Here is a 14,028-nt window from a genome sequence, read left to right as displayed (position 1 = left end):
ATCAGCGCGAAGCAAGGCGGTCGATGGCGGCGGCATAGCCTCGATGGCCATGCTCGAGCGTGCGTGCCACCCGTCCGGTGGTGGTCACGCTGACGCCCGTGCGCTCGTGGATCTCGCGGTATGGCATGCCCTGCTGCAGCAGCGGCACCACCTTCCAGCGGTCGGCCATGGCTTCCAGCTCGGCCGGGGTGCACAGGTCACGCAGGAAGGCCTCCACCTGTTCCGGCTCGCGCAGGGCGGCAAAGGCCCGGGCCAGGGCGTCCAGGTCGGCCTTCGGGTCTTTGGCGGCAATCTCGGGGCGGGCTTTCACGGGGTCGTATCCATGCATCAATGTAATAGCGCGTTAGTACATTAGCGCATTCTTGCGCAGTGCGTCAAATCGAGGGTTGAGGAGGCGGCAGGGCTGCTGCCCTGCACCCGCAGAGGCAAGAGCCAGAGCAACAGCAAAAGCTGGTTTCCCGGGGGTTGGCGGGATGGATCCGGTTGAGGGGGGCGCTGCAAGTACGTCCATGTAAGCTCGGTCGCCGCATCCATGCGGCTCACGCCCCCTCAACCGGACCCACCCCGCCTTCGACAGTTGGCGGCGATCTGCTGGATCTCGCTGGGAAAGTAATCGAGAACGGCTTTTGTAGAGTCGAGCCATGCTCGACTGAGCTTCGTCCAGAAACGCAAAACGCCCACCAAAGGGCGGGCGTTCTGCTTTCAAATCAACAACCTGGCCGGACTCAGGGCAGACAGCGCACCTCGGCCTGCAGCGCCCCGCGCCGCAGGCATTCGCCGAACAGGCTGCCCTGCCGGCTCGGCAGCGGCTGGATGCCCTCCAGTGCCCCTGCGCCCGCCGGGCACTTGCGCGAGGCGAGGGCCTGCAGGTCACCCTCCAGCTGCGCACGGTCGACCACGTGGCAGCGGTCAACCTGCAGCCGGTACTGTGCCGGCCCCAGCCGGGCGCTGCGCAGCACCGGGTCACTCTGGCAGCCCGCCAGCAGGAGCACGGTGAGTACCCCTGCGGCGGCAGGCTTCACACCATCGCCTTGGACTGCTCCAGCTCCACCAGCAGCGTGCTGGCCAGCTCGTCGCGCGACACTTCGAACTGCTGTTCGCGCAGCAGGTCCTTCACCGCCACCACGCCACGCGCCAGCTCGTCCTCACCGGCCAGCACCACGAAGCGGATGCCGGCCTTGGCCGCGTACTGGAACTGCTTGCCGATCTTCTTCGGCTCCATCTGCACTTCGGTGTTGATGCCACCGGCGCGCAGGCGGCGCGCGATGTCCAGCGACTGCGGCATGCCCTGCTCGTCCATCAGCGCCACCAGCGCCTGCACGCTGCTGGCTTCGATGCCGTCGATCAGGCCGGCCTCGCGCAGCTGCCAGAACAGGCGCGACAGGCCAATGGAGATACCCACACCCGGCAGCTTCGACTTGCTGTAGTGGCTGGCCAGGTCTTCGTAACGGCCGCCCGAGCAGATCGAACCGATCTGCGGGTGGTCGGTCAGCGTGGTCTCGTAGACAGTGCCGGTGTAGTAGTCCAGGCCGCGCGCAATGGAGAAGTTCAGGCAGTACGCGCTTTCCGGCACGCCCAGCGCCTGCACCAGCTGCAGCACTTCGCGCAGTTCGGCCACGCCGGTACGCAGGATCTCCGAGGAACCGGCATCGGCTTCCAGCGTGGCCAGCTGCGCCACCGCATCGGCATGGCCCTGCGAACGCACGGCGACGAACGCCAGGATCTTCTCGACCTGTTCCGCCGGAATGCTGAAGCCCTCGCCCACCAGCGTCTCGCGCACATAGTCGGCGCCGCGCTTGTCCAGCTTGTCCACTTCGCGCAGCACCGCCAGCTGGCGCTCGCCTTCGGCCACGCCCAGGCTCTCGAAGAAGCCGCGCATCAGCTTGCGGTTGTTCAGCTGGATGCTGAAATCACCGATGCGCAGTTCCGAGAACACCGCATGGATGACCGCCAGCACTTCGGCATCGTAGCGCACGCTCAGGCTGTCCTTGCCGATCACGTCGATGTCGCACTGGTAGAACTCGCGGAAACGGCCGCGCTGGGCACGCTCGCCACGGTAGACGCGCTGCATCTGGTAGCGGCGGAACGGGAAGGTCAGTTCGTGTTCGTGCTCGGCCACGTAGCGTGCCAGCGGCACGGTCAGGTCGAAGCGCAGCGCCATTTCCGGCAGCGAACGGTCACCCGATTCGGCGGCATTGGCCAGCGCACCGGTGGACTGCACGAAGTACACCTGGCGCTCGGTCTCGCCACCGGACTTGGTCAGCAGCACGTCGGACAGCTCGAACACCGGCGTCTCCACCGGCAGGAACCCGAAGCGCTCGTAGTTGCGGCGGATGACGTCCAGCATGCGCTGGAACGCAATCTGCTCGCGCGGCAGCAGTTCAAGGGTGCCGGGCGGGGTACGGGGCTTGATCACGGGCGGAACTCCTGCTGGAACGGGACGTGGGAGGGGGCGACATTCTAGCGCCCCCGCCTCGGGCAGGGTCGAACGGCCGCTTGAAGTATCATAAGGCCCTCCCCCGCCCGCGATACGCCCACGCAACATGTCCCGGCCTTCCGGCGCTCCGCCCGCCACCAACGATCCCGCCTCGCCGTCCTGCACCACGCTGGACTGCCTGCACTGCTCGGTTCGCCACCTTGCGGTGTGCTCGGCGCTGTCGCCCGATGAAGTGCAGGCGCTGGAACAGGTCACCGTCTCGCAGCAGGTCAGCATGGGCAGCACGCTGGCCCGCACCGGCGAAGAGCGCGACCATGTCTATACATTGACTGCCGGCGCACTGCGCCTGGTGCGCACCCTGGCCGACGGCCGCCGCCAGATCAACGGCTTCGTGCTGCCCGGCGACTACCTGGGCCTGAGCGGCAGCGACCATCACCGCTACGATATCGAGGCCATCGCCGACAGCCGTGTATGCCGCGTCGCGCTGCCGCAAATGAAGGCGCTGCGCAGCCGCTTCCCGCACCTGGAGCGCAAGCTGCTGCAGCGCGCCTGCCAGGAACTGGATGCCGCGCAGGACGCCGCGCTGGCGCTGGCACGCCTGCAGCCGGCCGAGAAGCTGGCCGATTTCCTGCTGCGCCTGGCCGCACGCGAGGCCAAGCTGGGCGGCGACGGCCTGCGCGTATCGCTGCCGATGGGCCGCGGCGATATCGCCGACCATCTGGGCCTGACCATGGAAACGGTCAGCCGCACCTTCACCAAGCTGCGCCAGCAAGGGCTGATCGCCCTGCCCCACCTGAACGTGGTGGAGATCCTCGACGAGGATGGGCTGCGTACGCTGGCCGGTGAAGGGTTGATCTGAGAAAGGCAGCCGAGCATGGCTCGGCTCTACATGAGAGCCGCCGGGCATGGCCCGGCGCTACCCGCCCACGCTCCTCCGGTAGCGCCGGGCCATGCCCGGCGACCCTGGATCAGCGCAGCAACACCTCACGCAATGCCGCGTAATCGGCCGCCAACGGCTCGGCGTGCGCCGGCCGCTGCAGCAACGCATCCAGCGCAGGCGGCACCGCCACCGCTTCGCCGATCAGCGGCTCGACCACAGCCTCGAACTTGGCCGGATGCGCCGTGGCCACCACCGCCCAGTCGCCCTTGGCACCACGCGCCCGCAGATCCTGCAGCACCTTCACCGCCGTCGCCGTGTGCGGGCAGAACAGCTCGCCGCGGCTGGCATGCGCTGCCGCAATCGTCGCGCGGATGGTCACGTCATCCACCGCGAACGCACGGAACGCAGCACGCAGTTCCGCGTCGTCGCCGTGGTAGAGCCAGCGCAGTCGCTCGAAGTTGCTTGGCGCCCCCACGTCCATTGCATTGGCCACCGTGGCCACACTGGCCCGCGGCCGGTAGTCGCCGCCATTGAAGTACACCGGCAGCACGGCATTGGCATTGGTGGCCAGCACGATCTGCCCGATCGGCACGCCCAGCGCGCGCGCCAGCACCGCCGCCATCGCATTGCCCAGGTTGCCGGTTGGCACCACCAGATTGAGCCGGCGACGATGCGCGGCGTAGTGGGTCAACGCTGCATGCGCGTAGTAGCTCATCTGTGGCAGCAGGCGACCCAGGCTGATGCTGTTGGCCGAGCTCAACGGCACCTGCGCCTGCAGTTCGCGGTCAGCCAGCGCCTGCTTGACCATCGCCTGGCAATCGTCGAACGCACCCGCCACACGCAGGGCCTGGATGTTGTCGCCGAAACAACCGAGCTGGTGCGCCTGGCGCGGAGATACGCGGCCATCCGGATACAGCACCACCACACGCACGCCCGGCTGGCGATGGAAGGCCGCCGCAACGGCGGCACCGGTATCGCCGGACGTGGCGACGACGATCGTCAGATCGCGGTCCTTGCCGGCCTGCAGCCGCGACAGCGTACCGGCCAGGAAGCGCGCGCCGATATCCTTGAACGCCGCCGTCGGCCCATGGAACAGCTCCAGCACGTGGTCACCATCGCCGAGCGCACGCAGCGGCACCGGGAAGTCGAACGCTTCGCGGCAGATCGCCGGAAGCACGGTCTCAAGTGTGTCACCAGCAAAGAACGGTGCCAGCAGATCGGCGGCGGTATCGGCCAGGGTCGGCCCGACCTGCAGTTCGCGGGTGGCCGGCAGACGCTCGGGGACATACAGCCCGCCATCGGGCGCCAATCCTGCGGCGATCGCCGCGCTGAGGCCAACGGCTGGAGACTGGCCGCGGGTCGAAACAAATTGCATGGGTTCGGTATCCAGTAAAAGGGACGGATTCAGCACAAGCGGGCTCCCGGTGCATCCAGCGGCGATACCCAGGCGTCACTGTCGAAGCCGGCCGCAGCGAACGCTGCCTGCACCGGCGCCGCAGCGGCACGCGCCTGGTCGGCATCCTCGAACCAGGCGAACACGCTGGGTCCGGCGCCGGAGATGCCCGCGCCCATTGCATGGGACGACAGCGCCGCATCACGGGCGGCTTCGAAGCCGGCAATCAATCCGGCCCGTCGCGGCTCGACCAGCACATCGCGCAGGCCCGCGCGTACCAGCGCCGCGTCACTACGATGGCAGCCACTGAGCACCAGCGCGAGGTTCGCGCTCTGTGCCACGAACTCGCCCAGCGCATAGCTGCCCTGCAGGGCCTGGCGGGCACGGCGCGTTTCCAGTACCGCGTGCGGATGCACCAGCAGGCTGTGCCAGCTGGCAGGCACCGGGATCGGCAACAGGCGATCGGCCGTACACAACGCCAGGCCACCCAGCAGCAGCGGGCCGACGTTGTCACCGTGGCGGCCGCCACTGGCCACCGCCTCGCCGTCCAGCGCATACGGGTACAGCGCCTCGCGCGACAGAGGCACATCCAGCAGCGAGTTGGCGGCAACCAGCGCCGCGACACTCGACGCTGCCGAACCGCCCATGCCGGAACCGAACGGGATGCCCTTGTCGATCTCGACCGCGAAACCGAAATCCAGGCCCAGGCCTTCGCGCAGCGACATCAATGCAGCGCCTGCCGTGTTTCCAGCGGCATCCAGGGGCAGCGCGACGGCACTGCCACGGATCGCCTCGATCCGCACCAGCGGCTCATCGATGCGGCGCACGCTCACGGTATCACCAATGCCTGCAATGGCATGGCCAAGAATGTCGAAGCCGACCGCCACGTTGGCCACCGAGGCGGGCGCGAACGCACGTGCGATCACAGCCGCGCCCCTTCACCGGCGGCGACCCGCAGCAGGTCCGCGAACACACCCGCTGCCGTCACTTCCGGACCCGCGCCCGGCCCCTGCACGACCAACGGGTTGTCGCAGTAGCGCCGGGTGCGGAACTGCACCACGTTGTCGGTCAGCCGCAGGTTGGCGAAGGCATGATCGGCCGGCAGTTCCTGCAGGCCCACCGAGGCGCCATCGGCACCCAGCTGTGCCACATAGCGCAGCACCGCCCCCCGCGCCCGCGCATCCTGCAGGCGTTGCAACAGACTGGCGTCGGACTCGCCCAGCCGCGCCATGAAGTCATCCACGCTGCCCTCGCGCAGCAGCGCCGGCACCAGGCTTTCCACGTCCACCTGCTCAAGGCTGAGCGCGTGGCCGGCTTCGCGGGCCAGGATCACCAGCTTGCGCGCCACGTCCACACCCGAAAGATCATCGCGCGGGTCCGGCTCGGTGTAGCCCATCGAGCGCGCCTGCGCGACCAGCTGCGAGAACGGCTGGCTGCCATCGAAGCGGTTGAACAGCCAGGCCAGCGTGCCGGAGAAGATGCCTTCAATGGCCAGCACCTCGTCACCGGTGTCGACCAGGTCACGCAGTGTGGTGATCACCGGCAGGCCCGCGCCAACCGTGGCCTCGTAGCGGAAACGCGCACCACTGGCCGTCGCCGCCGCGCGGATACGCTGGTAGCGCGGCAGCGGCCCGGCACCAGCCTGTTTGTTCGGGGTCACCACGTGGATGCCGGCCGCCAGCCAGCCCTCATAGCGCTCGGCCACCTCGGCACTGCCACTGCAGTCGATCACCACCGCATGCGGCAGGTGCGCGGCCAGCAGGTGTTCGGTGAAGCGATCCAGATCGCTGCTCTCACCCGCTTGCTGAAGGGCTTTGCGCCAGTCGGCATGCAGCCCATCCGCGTCCAGGCGCATGCGCGAACGCGAGGCCAGTGCACGCAGGCGCAGGTCGACGTTGGCCTTGGCCAGCAGCTGCGGCCGCGCGGCCAGCAGCTGGTCCAGCAGCGCGGCGCCGACGTTGCCCGGCCCGATCACCCCCACCGCGAAGGTCTGTGGCGACAGCCAGAAGCCGGCATGCGCGGCGCGCAGGGCGCGTGTGGCATCGGCACTGTCCACCGCCACCGAGATGTTGCGCTCGGACGAACCCTGCGCGATCGCCAGGATGTTCACCTGCGCACGGCCCAGCGCCTCGAACAGGCGTGCGGCCACGCCGGGTTGGCCGGCCATGCCGTCACCCACCGCTGCCAGGACGCTGACGCCCTCGCTGACTTGCACGCGCTGCACCTGGCCCACCGACAGCTCATGCGCAAACGCATGCAGCAGTGCCTCGCGGCCACGCGCAGCTTCGGCAGCGCGCACCACGCAGCAGATCGAATGCTCCGACGAACCCTGCGAGATCATCACCACCGACACCTGCGCCTGGCGCAGGGCGGCGAATACGCGCTCTGCAGTGCCCGGCACGCCGATCAGACCGGTGCCTTCCAGGTTCAACAGGGCCAAGCCGGGGCTCAGGGTCAGGCCCTTCACCGGCCCACGCGGCGAGCGCTCGGCACTGATGCGCGTACCCGGATGCGCCGGTTGGAACGTATTGCGGATGAAGATCGGCAGGCCGAGGCGGATCGCCGGCGACATCGTCTGCGGGTGCACCACCTTGGCGCCAAAGTAGGCCAGTTCGCAGGCCTCGTCGTAGCTGAGCGATTCAAGCTGCACGGCTTCGGGCACCAGCCGCGGGTCGGCTGACAGCACGCCGTCGACGTCGGTCCAGATGTGCAGTTCATCGGCGTTGAACAGCGCGGCGAAGATCGCACCGGAGTAGTCGCTGCCGTTGCGGCCTAGGGTGGTGATGCGGTCATCGCGATCACGCGCGACGAAACCGGTGGCGACCAGGCGCGGCTGCGGATGCTGCAGCCGCCACTTGGCGAGGCGGTCGGCGCTGGCTTCCCAGTCGACATCGACGCCCAGTTCGCCATGCCCGACCACCAGCACCTCGCGCGCATCGAGCACCGCACAGTCTTCGCCCAAGGCACGCAGGTGGGTGCCGAGCAGCTGTGCGGAGAACACTTCACCCAGGCCCTGCACGCGGTCCAGCACTTCGCGCGGCAACTCGCCGATCACCGCCAGCGCCGCCAGGACTTCAGCCAGCTGATCGAAGCGGGCATCGATCCATTCGACGGTCTCGCCCACCTGCTCGCCCAGCAGCGCCACGGCGGCGCCGCGATGACGCGCGCGCAGCGCATGCCAGGCCTCGCGCCAGCCTTCATCGCCCTTGGCCGCCAGCTGCGCCAGTTCGATCAACGCGTCGGTGACCCCCTTCATCGCGGAGACAACAGTGACCTGCAGCGATTCGGGGCGGGCCAGCAGCAGGCCGGCAACATGGCGATAGCGTTCGGCATCGGCCACCGAGGTGCCGCCGAACTTGTGCACGACAGTGGACGGCGCAGCCAGATCGGCCGGGGCAACGGGATGGGCGGGGGCGTGGGAAGACATGCAGACCTCGGTAGGAGGCCCCGTCGCATGCAGGTGTCGAGTTTCCCCGCCACCTGGATGGTGCGGGGCCGTGGTTTTCGGGAGTTACACGAAGACGACGGGCCGCACCAGGGCAGTGGTGACGGTGGTGGTGGTAATGGTGGTGGTGGCGACCGGCGCAGTCGAACGGCCCGCGGTAGCGGGAGCGATCAGGCTGGCGTGGGCGGCATCAAGAACCATGGCGCACAGAAAACACCGTGCGCCGGGCCGCTGTCAAGTGCTGCGATGCAAAAAATCGTTGCCGCGATCATCGGCCAACGTGCCGGCATTTGGTTGCATCTGAGACCAAGCGGCCATCAGTACGCTTGACGGCCGCATTCAGCCGACATGTTCGGCGATCGCCCGTGGCGTGCGATGCGCATGCGCGCACAGCATCACGCCGGCCACCAGGAACACGATCGCCAGCGCTTCCAGCAGCGAGGGCCAGCGCTGCTGCCAGGCAAAGGCATACAACAGCGCGAACAGGGTCTCGAACACGATCATCTGCCCGGTCAGGGTCAACGGCAGCAGGCGGCTGGCGCGGTTCCAGAACGCGTTGCCGAGGATCGAGGCCACCACCGCCACGCCCGCACTGATCGCCCAGAAGCCCCCCCACTGCGCCGCCGTATGGCTGCCGCTATGGCCGATGAAGGCCATCGGCACCAGCAGCAGGGCCAGGCCGCCGGTGGTGACGCCGGTCAGCAACGACCAGTCGTGGCTGGACAGGTCCGGCCGGCGCGCCAGCCAACGGCTGTTGCCGATCGAGTACAGCGCCCACGAGAACAGCGCACCGAATGCGCACAGCAGGCCGATCAGGCGCTGCCGCCACGGTGTTGCGAGGTGTTCGGACATCAGTGCTTCCCAGCCCACCAGCGCCACGCCAAGCACGCACAGGCCCAGCGCCGGCAGCAGCTGCTTCAACGGCACCGCGCCCTGCTCGCGCACGCCGACCAGGGTGACCACCACCGGAATCAGGCCGACGATCAGCGATGCCGCCGCGCCACCGGCCCACTGCACCGCCGTGGCCAACAGCAGGAAATACACCAGGTTGCCGGCCAGGCTCAGCCACAGCAGCCCGAACCATTCGGCACGGCCCAGCCGCGGTGCCAACCGCTTCCAGCGCGGCAGCAACAGAGCGACGGCAATCAGGCCATAGACCAGGTAGCGACCGGCGGACAGTTGCAACGCATTGAACGACTGCAGCACGGCGGGCGCGAGAAAGACCACGCCCCACAGCGCGCCGGCGGCCACGCCATTGGCGATGCCCAGGGCCATCGGGTTGTTGCGCATTCGGGTTCTTCGGGGGGAGAGAACAGGCCGCGCAGTGTAAGCGCTCGCCGGTGGACGCTCTTGACCGAGGCTACTGGCCTTTGGAAGCCGAGCGTGGGCTCGGCTCTACAGGACAACGGCTTTTGTAGCGTCGAGCCATGCTCGACTGCGTTTGCACCGGCCATCCCGCGAACGGCAGCCGAGCGTGGCTCGACGCTACAGTCCGGCGCCCCTGCGCCAGGCGGCCGGCGTCTGCCCACACTCACGACGTAGCGCACGGGTCAGTGCGCTCTGCTCGGAATAGCCTGCGGCCAGCGCGATATCGCTGATCGGCGCCGCGCTGGTGCGCAGCTGGTGCTTGGCCCAACGCAACCGGCATGCACTGAGCCAGGCCTGCGGGCTGAGCCCGAACTCACGCTGGAACAGCGCGTGCAACCGGCTCTCGCTGACCCCGACGGACGCGGCCATGCGTGCCACCGGCCAGGCCTGCCCCGGATCGACTTGCACCGCCCCGCACAGGCCCTGCATGCGCGCGCCACTGCCGGCCGGTGCAAACACCTGAAGCAACTGCGGCAGCAAGGGCGGCAACGGGTGGCCTTCACGCACCTGCGCCAGGCGCTGCCGCAGCGCCAATGGCAGATGCAGCCAGCGCTGGCGGCATAGATGTTCCTGGGTACCGTCGTCGAGCACACCCGGCGGGCAGTCGACGATCACGAAACCATTCGGGCCATCAGCCATCTGGTCGTGTGCTTCGCCAGCCGCGACGAAGGCCCCTTGAAGCAGATCCAGGCGACCACCGCGGCCTTCCATCTCGAACTGCAGTTCGCCCTGCAGCGGCAGCACCCACTGCGCGTAGTCATGACGGTCCAGGCCGGTGGCCTGGCTGTAGTGCCGCAGATGGAAGATGGCGCCCATCCGGGCAGTGTGCGCGTGTAACAACGGCCGCGCAAACCGCTGCTATAGTCGATCCGTCAACCAACGCAGGGAGTGCAGGTCATGACCCATCAGCACGTACTGGCTGTCATCGCTGCCAGCCTGGGCCTGGCGCTGGCTGTTCCGGCGCCTGCACAGGAACGTACCCCACCCGCCCCACACTGCATGGACGCGGTTGGCGTGCAGGAAGTGGAACAGGCCTCACCCCGCTCGATCGCGCTGCGCGCGGCCTCAGGCCAGGCCTATCGCATCGACTTCAGCGAGGAGTGCCCGGGCGTCCGCACGGCCACCACGCTGAAGCTGGAAGCACCCGCCGGCTGGGCCTGCGGTCGTCCCAGCGAGCGCGTCGTGGTCGATGGCCGCAGTTGCGCCGTCAGTGCGGTCACCCCGGTGCAGAATCGGGACTATGCCAGTGTCGCCCGCGACAGTGACCGCCTGCGCACGGCCACCCTGCCGGCGGTGACCATCCGCGAACGCAAGGACATCCGCCGCGGCTTCGGCGGCTCGCCGTCGTACTGCTTCGCCACCCGCAATGTCCGCTCGTGGTCGTCCGACCCGCAGGGCATGCTGGTGGAAACCAATCCACGCCGCAACGGTGGCCATCGCTACTACCGTGTCGAGCTCGGCAGCCACTGCCGCCAGCTCGACCGTGCACCGCAGCTCAGCTTCCGCTCCGGCATGCAGAACGGACTGATCTGCGGCAACCCCGGCGACCGCATCCTCACCGCCGATTTCGAGAATGGTGACCTGCGCAGCGATGCGCTGGCCCCGCTGCCGCAATACACCCGCGGGGCCTGCACGATCCAGGCGGTTTACCCGGCCTCCAGCCAGGCGTCGAACTAGCCGTCGACACCGAGGAAGGCGAACGGTGCGCTGGGTACGAAGTGGCCCAGTGCATCACCGGCGAACGTGTTGCGCTGGTCCTTGCCAAGGTCGAGCCTGAGCACCTGGCCACCGAAATCGACCTTGTTCAGGTCGACCCAGAAGGTGTTGGGGGTCAGCGCCGATTCGAAGAAGTACAACCGCCGCTTGTGGTCGGCCACCGTGCGCCAGCGCGTCGATGAGATGTTCGGCTCACCCGGCGTGGTGATGCCGTAGGGCACCGACGCATTGCGGATCACGCTGAACACGCTGGCCAGCGCCTCCACCGGATCCTCGGCCTTGGGAATGGCGTTGATGTAGAACGACGCACGCGCGAAGCGGTCGGACGAGCGGTTGGTACCCGGCAGCATCACCGTGCCACCGATCTGCTGCCAGTAGCTGTTGAGTGCCAGCTGCTGCTCGAAGATCGGCGAGTTGGTCATCACCTGGTAGCGCCGGTCATGGTGGATCACCTGGCGACCGCCGATGTACTCGACGATGGCGCTGTCGCCGGTTGCGTCGGACAGCGACAGGTGCAGCGTTGCCTGGCGGTCCTCGCCCGGCACCTTGTCGGTGACGATCGAGTACGGCTCACGCTTCAGCGCCGCCACTGCCTCGTCCACGGTCGCGAAATTGTCCAGCACATACTGCGCCCATAGCGAGATCGCCAGGCCCGGCTTGTTGCCGCGCTCCTGCGGATACTCCGATTCGACCAGCCACAGCAGGTTGGCCACCAGGCCCTTCTCGTTCATGCCATCGGTGGTCGACACGTCGTAGCCGGTGGCCACCACGCTGCCATAGCGCGCCGTCCAGGCCAGCGACTTCGGGCCGGCCTGGCCGGTGCGCGCGATGCCGCGCGGCAGCACATAGAGGTTGGTCGCCACGTCGACTTTCCAGTCCATCGAGCGCGCGGTGATCACATCGCCGTTGTCGCCCAGGTACACCGCGCGCGTGCAGGCCAGCGCCGGTGCCACCGCAGCGGCCAGTGCGACCGCCAGCATTGCCCTGCCCGTCCACTTCATCCGTACCATGTCGTTGTGCTCCTTTCCCCGTGAACCCTGGATCTGACCGCACGCCGGGTGACACAAGGGTGAAGCCTCAGCGTACGACGCGATCGTGCAGCCAGAAACCCGCAAGCATCGCAGGCACGAACCACAGTGCTTCACGCGATGCGACTGCCAACCCGGCGATGGCCGGTCCCGGGCAATAGCCAGCCCATCCCCAGCCAATACCGAACAGTGCGGCACCCAGCAGCAGGCGAGCATCGACATCACGCGCACTGGGCAGCTGGAAGCGCACCGCGAACCACGGCTGCGCGCGGCGCAGCACCCAGCGCTGGCCGAGCGCACTGACCAGCAGCGCCGAGCCCAGCACCCACATCAGGGTGGGATCGAAATCACCCGCGATGTCGAGGAAGCCGAGTACACGGCGCGCGTCGGTCATCCCCGAGAGCGCCAGCCCCGCACCGAACAGCGCACCCGCCGCTGCCGCGGCCCCTGTCGCGCGGCTCATGCCAGGCCTCCGCCGTGGCGGATGAGGAGCGTAGTCAGCATCGCGCAGGCCATGAACACCAGCACCGCCAGCAGCGAGCGCTTCGAGCCGCGCGCCATGCCACAGACGCCGTGACCACTGGTACAGCCACTGCCCAAGCGGGTGCCGAAGCCCACCAGCAGGCCGGCGCCGACCAACTGCCAGGCAGGCAAGGCGTCGCGCAGCAGTACCCGCGGCGACGCGTCGGGCAGCGACTGCCACCACAGCACCAGCCCGGCCGCTGCAAGCAGGCCGGACAGGAAGGCCCAGCGCCATCCGCGCTCGCCTTTCGCTGCACGCAGGCTGCCTGCGGCGATCCCGCTGATACCGGCCACGCGGCCGAGGGTGGCGAGCAACAGCACCGCGGCGGCGCCGATCAGCGCGCCGCCAGCCACCGCAGTCCATGGCAGGTTCATGCCCTGCCCTCATTCACGCCATTCATGGGATTGCCCTTTTATTTAGATTTATCTAAATTAGACACTTCTAAACAAAAAGGTCAACCATGCCCAGCACCCCGCTCGACAGCGCCGCGATGGCCGAGCACGCCACGCAGGCCGCCGCCCTGCTCAAGCGCCTGGCCCATCCAGCGCGCCTGCGCGTGCTGTGCCGCCTGGTCGAAGGCGAAGCACCGGTACCGGAGCTGCAGGCGTTGACCGGATTGAGCGCGTCCGCGCTGTCGCAGCACCTGGCCGTGCTGCGCGAACTGGACATCGTGGCGACCCGGCGCGAAGCGCAGGCCATCCACTACCGCATGCAGGAAGGGCCGGCACTGGGCGTGCTGCAGGCGCTGCATGCCGCCTATTGCGGCGCCGGCACCTCGCGCTGACGCTCAGCCGGCGTGCAGCGCTGGCTGCACAACGTTGTCGAGCAGATCCACCGGCGTCGGCGCGGAGCGATCGCCCTGCAGGGTACGGGTAAAACCCGACCAGTCACTGGATGACAGCTGGCGCAACAGCGCCTCCTCCACCGGCAGCGCGCGCATCGACCAGTACGGAAACTGGCGCTGGCCCAGGCGGCCGCGCGCCAGTTCAATGATGTCGATATGGCTGCCGGCCTGCAGGATGCGTTCGTAGACCGAATCGATGCCATCCGGCGGCCCTTCGATGTACTGCAGGAAACGCGCTCCGTCGTGCAGCAGCACGCCGGTCACGCCGGCCATCTTGTTGAAGCGGGCCGCATCGTCGACCAGCGCCTGCAGCCGTCCGGCGGAAAGATCCGGCAGCACCCGGCTGACATAGGCGATCGCGCGCAGTGGCATGGTGCTTCCTTGGCAATGTGTG

At 68.2% G+C, this 14,028-nt stretch carries 16 protein-coding genes; 4 read left to right on the top strand and 12 right to left on the bottom strand.

Annotated features, from left to right (window positions below; genetic code table 11):
* Position 1: 1 nt before the first annotated feature.
* The 3 genes from CCR98_RS09440 to hisS form a co-directional block, all read right to left on the bottom strand.
* Entirely contained in the window at positions 2-310 is a 309-nt protein-coding gene (locus tag CCR98_RS09440; protein ID WP_198361074.1) for a YerC/YecD family TrpR-related protein, read from the bottom strand.
* A 415-nt stretch (positions 311-725) separates the two neighbouring features.
* Positions 726-1,022, bottom strand: a complete 297-nt coding sequence (locus CCR98_RS09435) for a hypothetical protein (RefSeq protein ID WP_087922384.1) — start codon at positions 1,020-1,022, stop codon at positions 726-728.
* On the bottom strand, positions 1,019-2,416 hold the full coding sequence (gene hisS / locus CCR98_RS09430; protein ID WP_087922383.1) for a histidine--tRNA ligase: 1,398 nt from the start codon (positions 2,414-2,416) through the stop codon (positions 1,019-1,021). The genes CCR98_RS09435 and hisS overlap by 4 nt, the downstream gene beginning before the upstream one ends.
* Positions 2,417-2,543: 127 nt before the next feature.
* On the opposite strand from hisS, the gene CCR98_RS09425 reads away from it, so the two are divergent.
* Complete coding sequence (locus CCR98_RS09425; protein ID WP_010482595.1) at positions 2,544-3,296, top strand: helix-turn-helix domain-containing protein; 753 nt, start codon at positions 2,544-2,546, stop codon at positions 3,294-3,296.
* A 109-nt stretch (positions 3,297-3,405) separates the two neighbouring features.
* Here CCR98_RS09425 and thrC read toward each other — a convergent pair whose 3' ends face one another.
* The 3 genes from thrC to thrA are packed head-to-tail and all read right to left on the bottom strand — an operon-like array spanning position 3,406 to position 8,137.
* Positions 3,406-4,692, bottom strand: a complete 1,287-nt coding sequence (thrC, locus tag CCR98_RS09420) for a threonine synthase (RefSeq protein ID WP_087922382.1) — start codon at positions 4,690-4,692, stop codon at positions 3,406-3,408.
* Between the two features lie 29 nt (positions 4,693-4,721).
* Complete coding sequence (locus tag CCR98_RS09415) at positions 4,722-5,636, bottom strand: homoserine kinase (protein WP_087922381.1); 915 nt, start codon at positions 5,634-5,636, stop codon at positions 4,722-4,724.
* Positions 5,633-8,137: a bifunctional aspartate kinase/homoserine dehydrogenase I gene (gene thrA / locus CCR98_RS09410; RefSeq protein WP_087922380.1), complete on the bottom strand. Its 2,505-nt coding sequence runs from the start codon at positions 8,135-8,137 to the stop codon at positions 5,633-5,635. Before thrA ends, CCR98_RS09415 begins: the two co-directional genes overlap by 4 nt.
* Before the next feature lie 27 nt (positions 8,138-8,164).
* Here thrA and CCR98_RS21195 point away from each other — a divergent pair, with 27 nt between their 5' ends.
* Complete coding sequence (locus CCR98_RS21195) at positions 8,165-8,485, top strand: hypothetical protein (RefSeq protein WP_198361073.1); 321 nt, start codon at positions 8,165-8,167, stop codon at positions 8,483-8,485.
* Positions 8,486-8,494: 9 nt separating this feature from the next.
* Here the strand turns inward: CCR98_RS21195 and CCR98_RS09405 are convergent, their stop codons facing one another.
* Complete coding sequence (locus CCR98_RS09405; protein ID WP_087922379.1) at positions 8,495-9,445, bottom strand: DMT family transporter; 951 nt, start codon at positions 9,443-9,445, stop codon at positions 8,495-8,497.
* A gap of 195 nt (positions 9,446-9,640) precedes the next feature.
* Positions 9,641-10,339, bottom strand: coding sequence for an AraC family transcriptional regulator (locus tag CCR98_RS09400; protein WP_087922378.1), 699 nt, complete (start codon positions 10,337-10,339; stop codon positions 9,641-9,643).
* A gap of 81 nt (positions 10,340-10,420) precedes the next feature.
* Here CCR98_RS09400 and CCR98_RS09395 point away from each other — a divergent pair, with 81 nt between their 5' ends.
* Entirely contained in the window at positions 10,421-11,200 is a 780-nt protein-coding gene (locus CCR98_RS09395) for a DUF6491 family protein (RefSeq protein ID WP_087922377.1), read from the top strand.
* Here the strand turns inward: CCR98_RS09395 and CCR98_RS09390 are convergent.
* The 3 genes from CCR98_RS09390 to CCR98_RS09380 form a co-directional block, all read right to left on the bottom strand.
* Positions 11,197-12,249: a linear amide C-N hydrolase gene (locus tag CCR98_RS09390; RefSeq protein WP_087922376.1), complete on the bottom strand. Its 1,053-nt coding sequence runs from the start codon at positions 12,247-12,249 to the stop codon at positions 11,197-11,199. The two genes, CCR98_RS09395 and CCR98_RS09390, sit on opposite strands and share 4 nt — an antisense overlap.
* A gap of 67 nt (positions 12,250-12,316) precedes the next feature.
* The gene (locus tag CCR98_RS09385; RefSeq protein WP_087922375.1) at positions 12,317-12,730 is read right to left on the bottom strand and encodes a DUF6691 family protein; all 414 of its coding nucleotides are present in this window, start codon (positions 12,728-12,730) and stop codon (positions 12,317-12,319) included.
* Positions 12,727-13,164 carry a YeeE/YedE family protein gene (locus tag CCR98_RS09380; RefSeq protein ID WP_087922374.1) on the bottom strand — a complete coding sequence of 146 codons (438 nt, stop codon included), beginning with the start codon at positions 13,162-13,164 and terminating at the stop codon, positions 12,727-12,729. The genes CCR98_RS09385 and CCR98_RS09380 overlap by 4 nt, the downstream gene beginning before the upstream one ends.
* A gap of 86 nt (positions 13,165-13,250) precedes the next feature.
* Here CCR98_RS09380 and CCR98_RS09375 point away from each other — a divergent pair, with 86 nt between their 5' ends.
* Complete coding sequence (locus CCR98_RS09375) at positions 13,251-13,574, top strand: metalloregulator ArsR/SmtB family transcription factor (protein WP_087922373.1); 324 nt, start codon at positions 13,251-13,253, stop codon at positions 13,572-13,574.
* A 3-nt stretch (positions 13,575-13,577) separates the two neighbouring features.
* Here the strand turns inward: CCR98_RS09375 and CCR98_RS09370 are convergent, their stop codons facing one another.
* On the bottom strand, positions 13,578-14,006 hold the full coding sequence (locus CCR98_RS09370; protein ID WP_087922372.1) for a BLUF domain-containing protein: 429 nt from the start codon (positions 14,004-14,006) through the stop codon (positions 13,578-13,580).
* Positions 14,007-14,028 lie beyond the last annotated feature (22 nt).

Origin of the sequence: Stenotrophomonas sp. WZN-1 (assembly GCF_002192255.1) — a bacterium.
Classification (GTDB): Bacteria; Pseudomonadota; Gammaproteobacteria; order Xanthomonadales; family Xanthomonadaceae; genus Stenotrophomonas.
Note: the sequence above shows the minus strand (reverse complement) of the source record. Positions and strands in the feature narration are given on the sequence as shown.

What these genes read in the sequence shown, in the direction of transcription:
- CCR98_RS09425 (WP_010482595.1), top strand. Translation starts at nt 2,544, where the DNA reads ATGTCCCGGCCTTCCGGCGCTCCGCCCGCCACCAACGATCCCGCCTCG.
- thrC (WP_087922382.1), bottom strand. Translation starts at nt 4,692, where the DNA reads ATGCAATTTGTTTCGACCCGCGGCCAGTCTCCAGCCGTTGGCCTCAGC.
- thrA (WP_087922380.1), bottom strand. Translation starts at nt 8,137, where the DNA reads ATGTCTTCCCACGCCCCCGCCCATCCCGTTGCCCCGGCCGATCTGGCT.
- CCR98_RS21195 (WP_198361073.1), top strand. Translation starts at nt 8,165, where the DNA reads ATGCAGGTGTCGAGTTTCCCCGCCACCTGGATGGTGCGGGGCCGTGGT.
- CCR98_RS09405 (WP_087922379.1), bottom strand. Translation starts at nt 9,445, where the DNA reads ATGCGCAACAACCCGATGGCCCTGGGCATCGCCAATGGCGTGGCCGCC.
- CCR98_RS09400 (WP_087922378.1), bottom strand. Translation starts at nt 10,339, where the DNA reads ATGGGCGCCATCTTCCATCTGCGGCACTACAGCCAGGCCACCGGCCTG.
- CCR98_RS09395 (WP_087922377.1), top strand. Translation starts at nt 10,421, where the DNA reads ATGACCCATCAGCACGTACTGGCTGTCATCGCTGCCAGCCTGGGCCTG.
- CCR98_RS09390 (WP_087922376.1), bottom strand. Translation starts at nt 12,249, where the DNA reads ATGGTACGGATGAAGTGGACGGGCAGGGCAATGCTGGCGGTCGCACTG.
- CCR98_RS09385 (WP_087922375.1), bottom strand. Translation starts at nt 12,730, where the DNA reads ATGAGCCGCGCGACAGGGGCCGCGGCAGCGGCGGGTGCGCTGTTCGGT.
- CCR98_RS09380 (WP_087922374.1), bottom strand. Translation starts at nt 13,164, where the DNA reads ATGAACCTGCCATGGACTGCGGTGGCTGGCGGCGCGCTGATCGGCGCC.
- CCR98_RS09375 (WP_087922373.1), top strand. Translation starts at nt 13,251, where the DNA reads ATGCCCAGCACCCCGCTCGACAGCGCCGCGATGGCCGAGCACGCCACG.
- CCR98_RS09370 (WP_087922372.1), bottom strand. Translation starts at nt 14,006, where the DNA reads ATGCCACTGCGCGCGATCGCCTATGTCAGCCGGGTGCTGCCGGATCTT.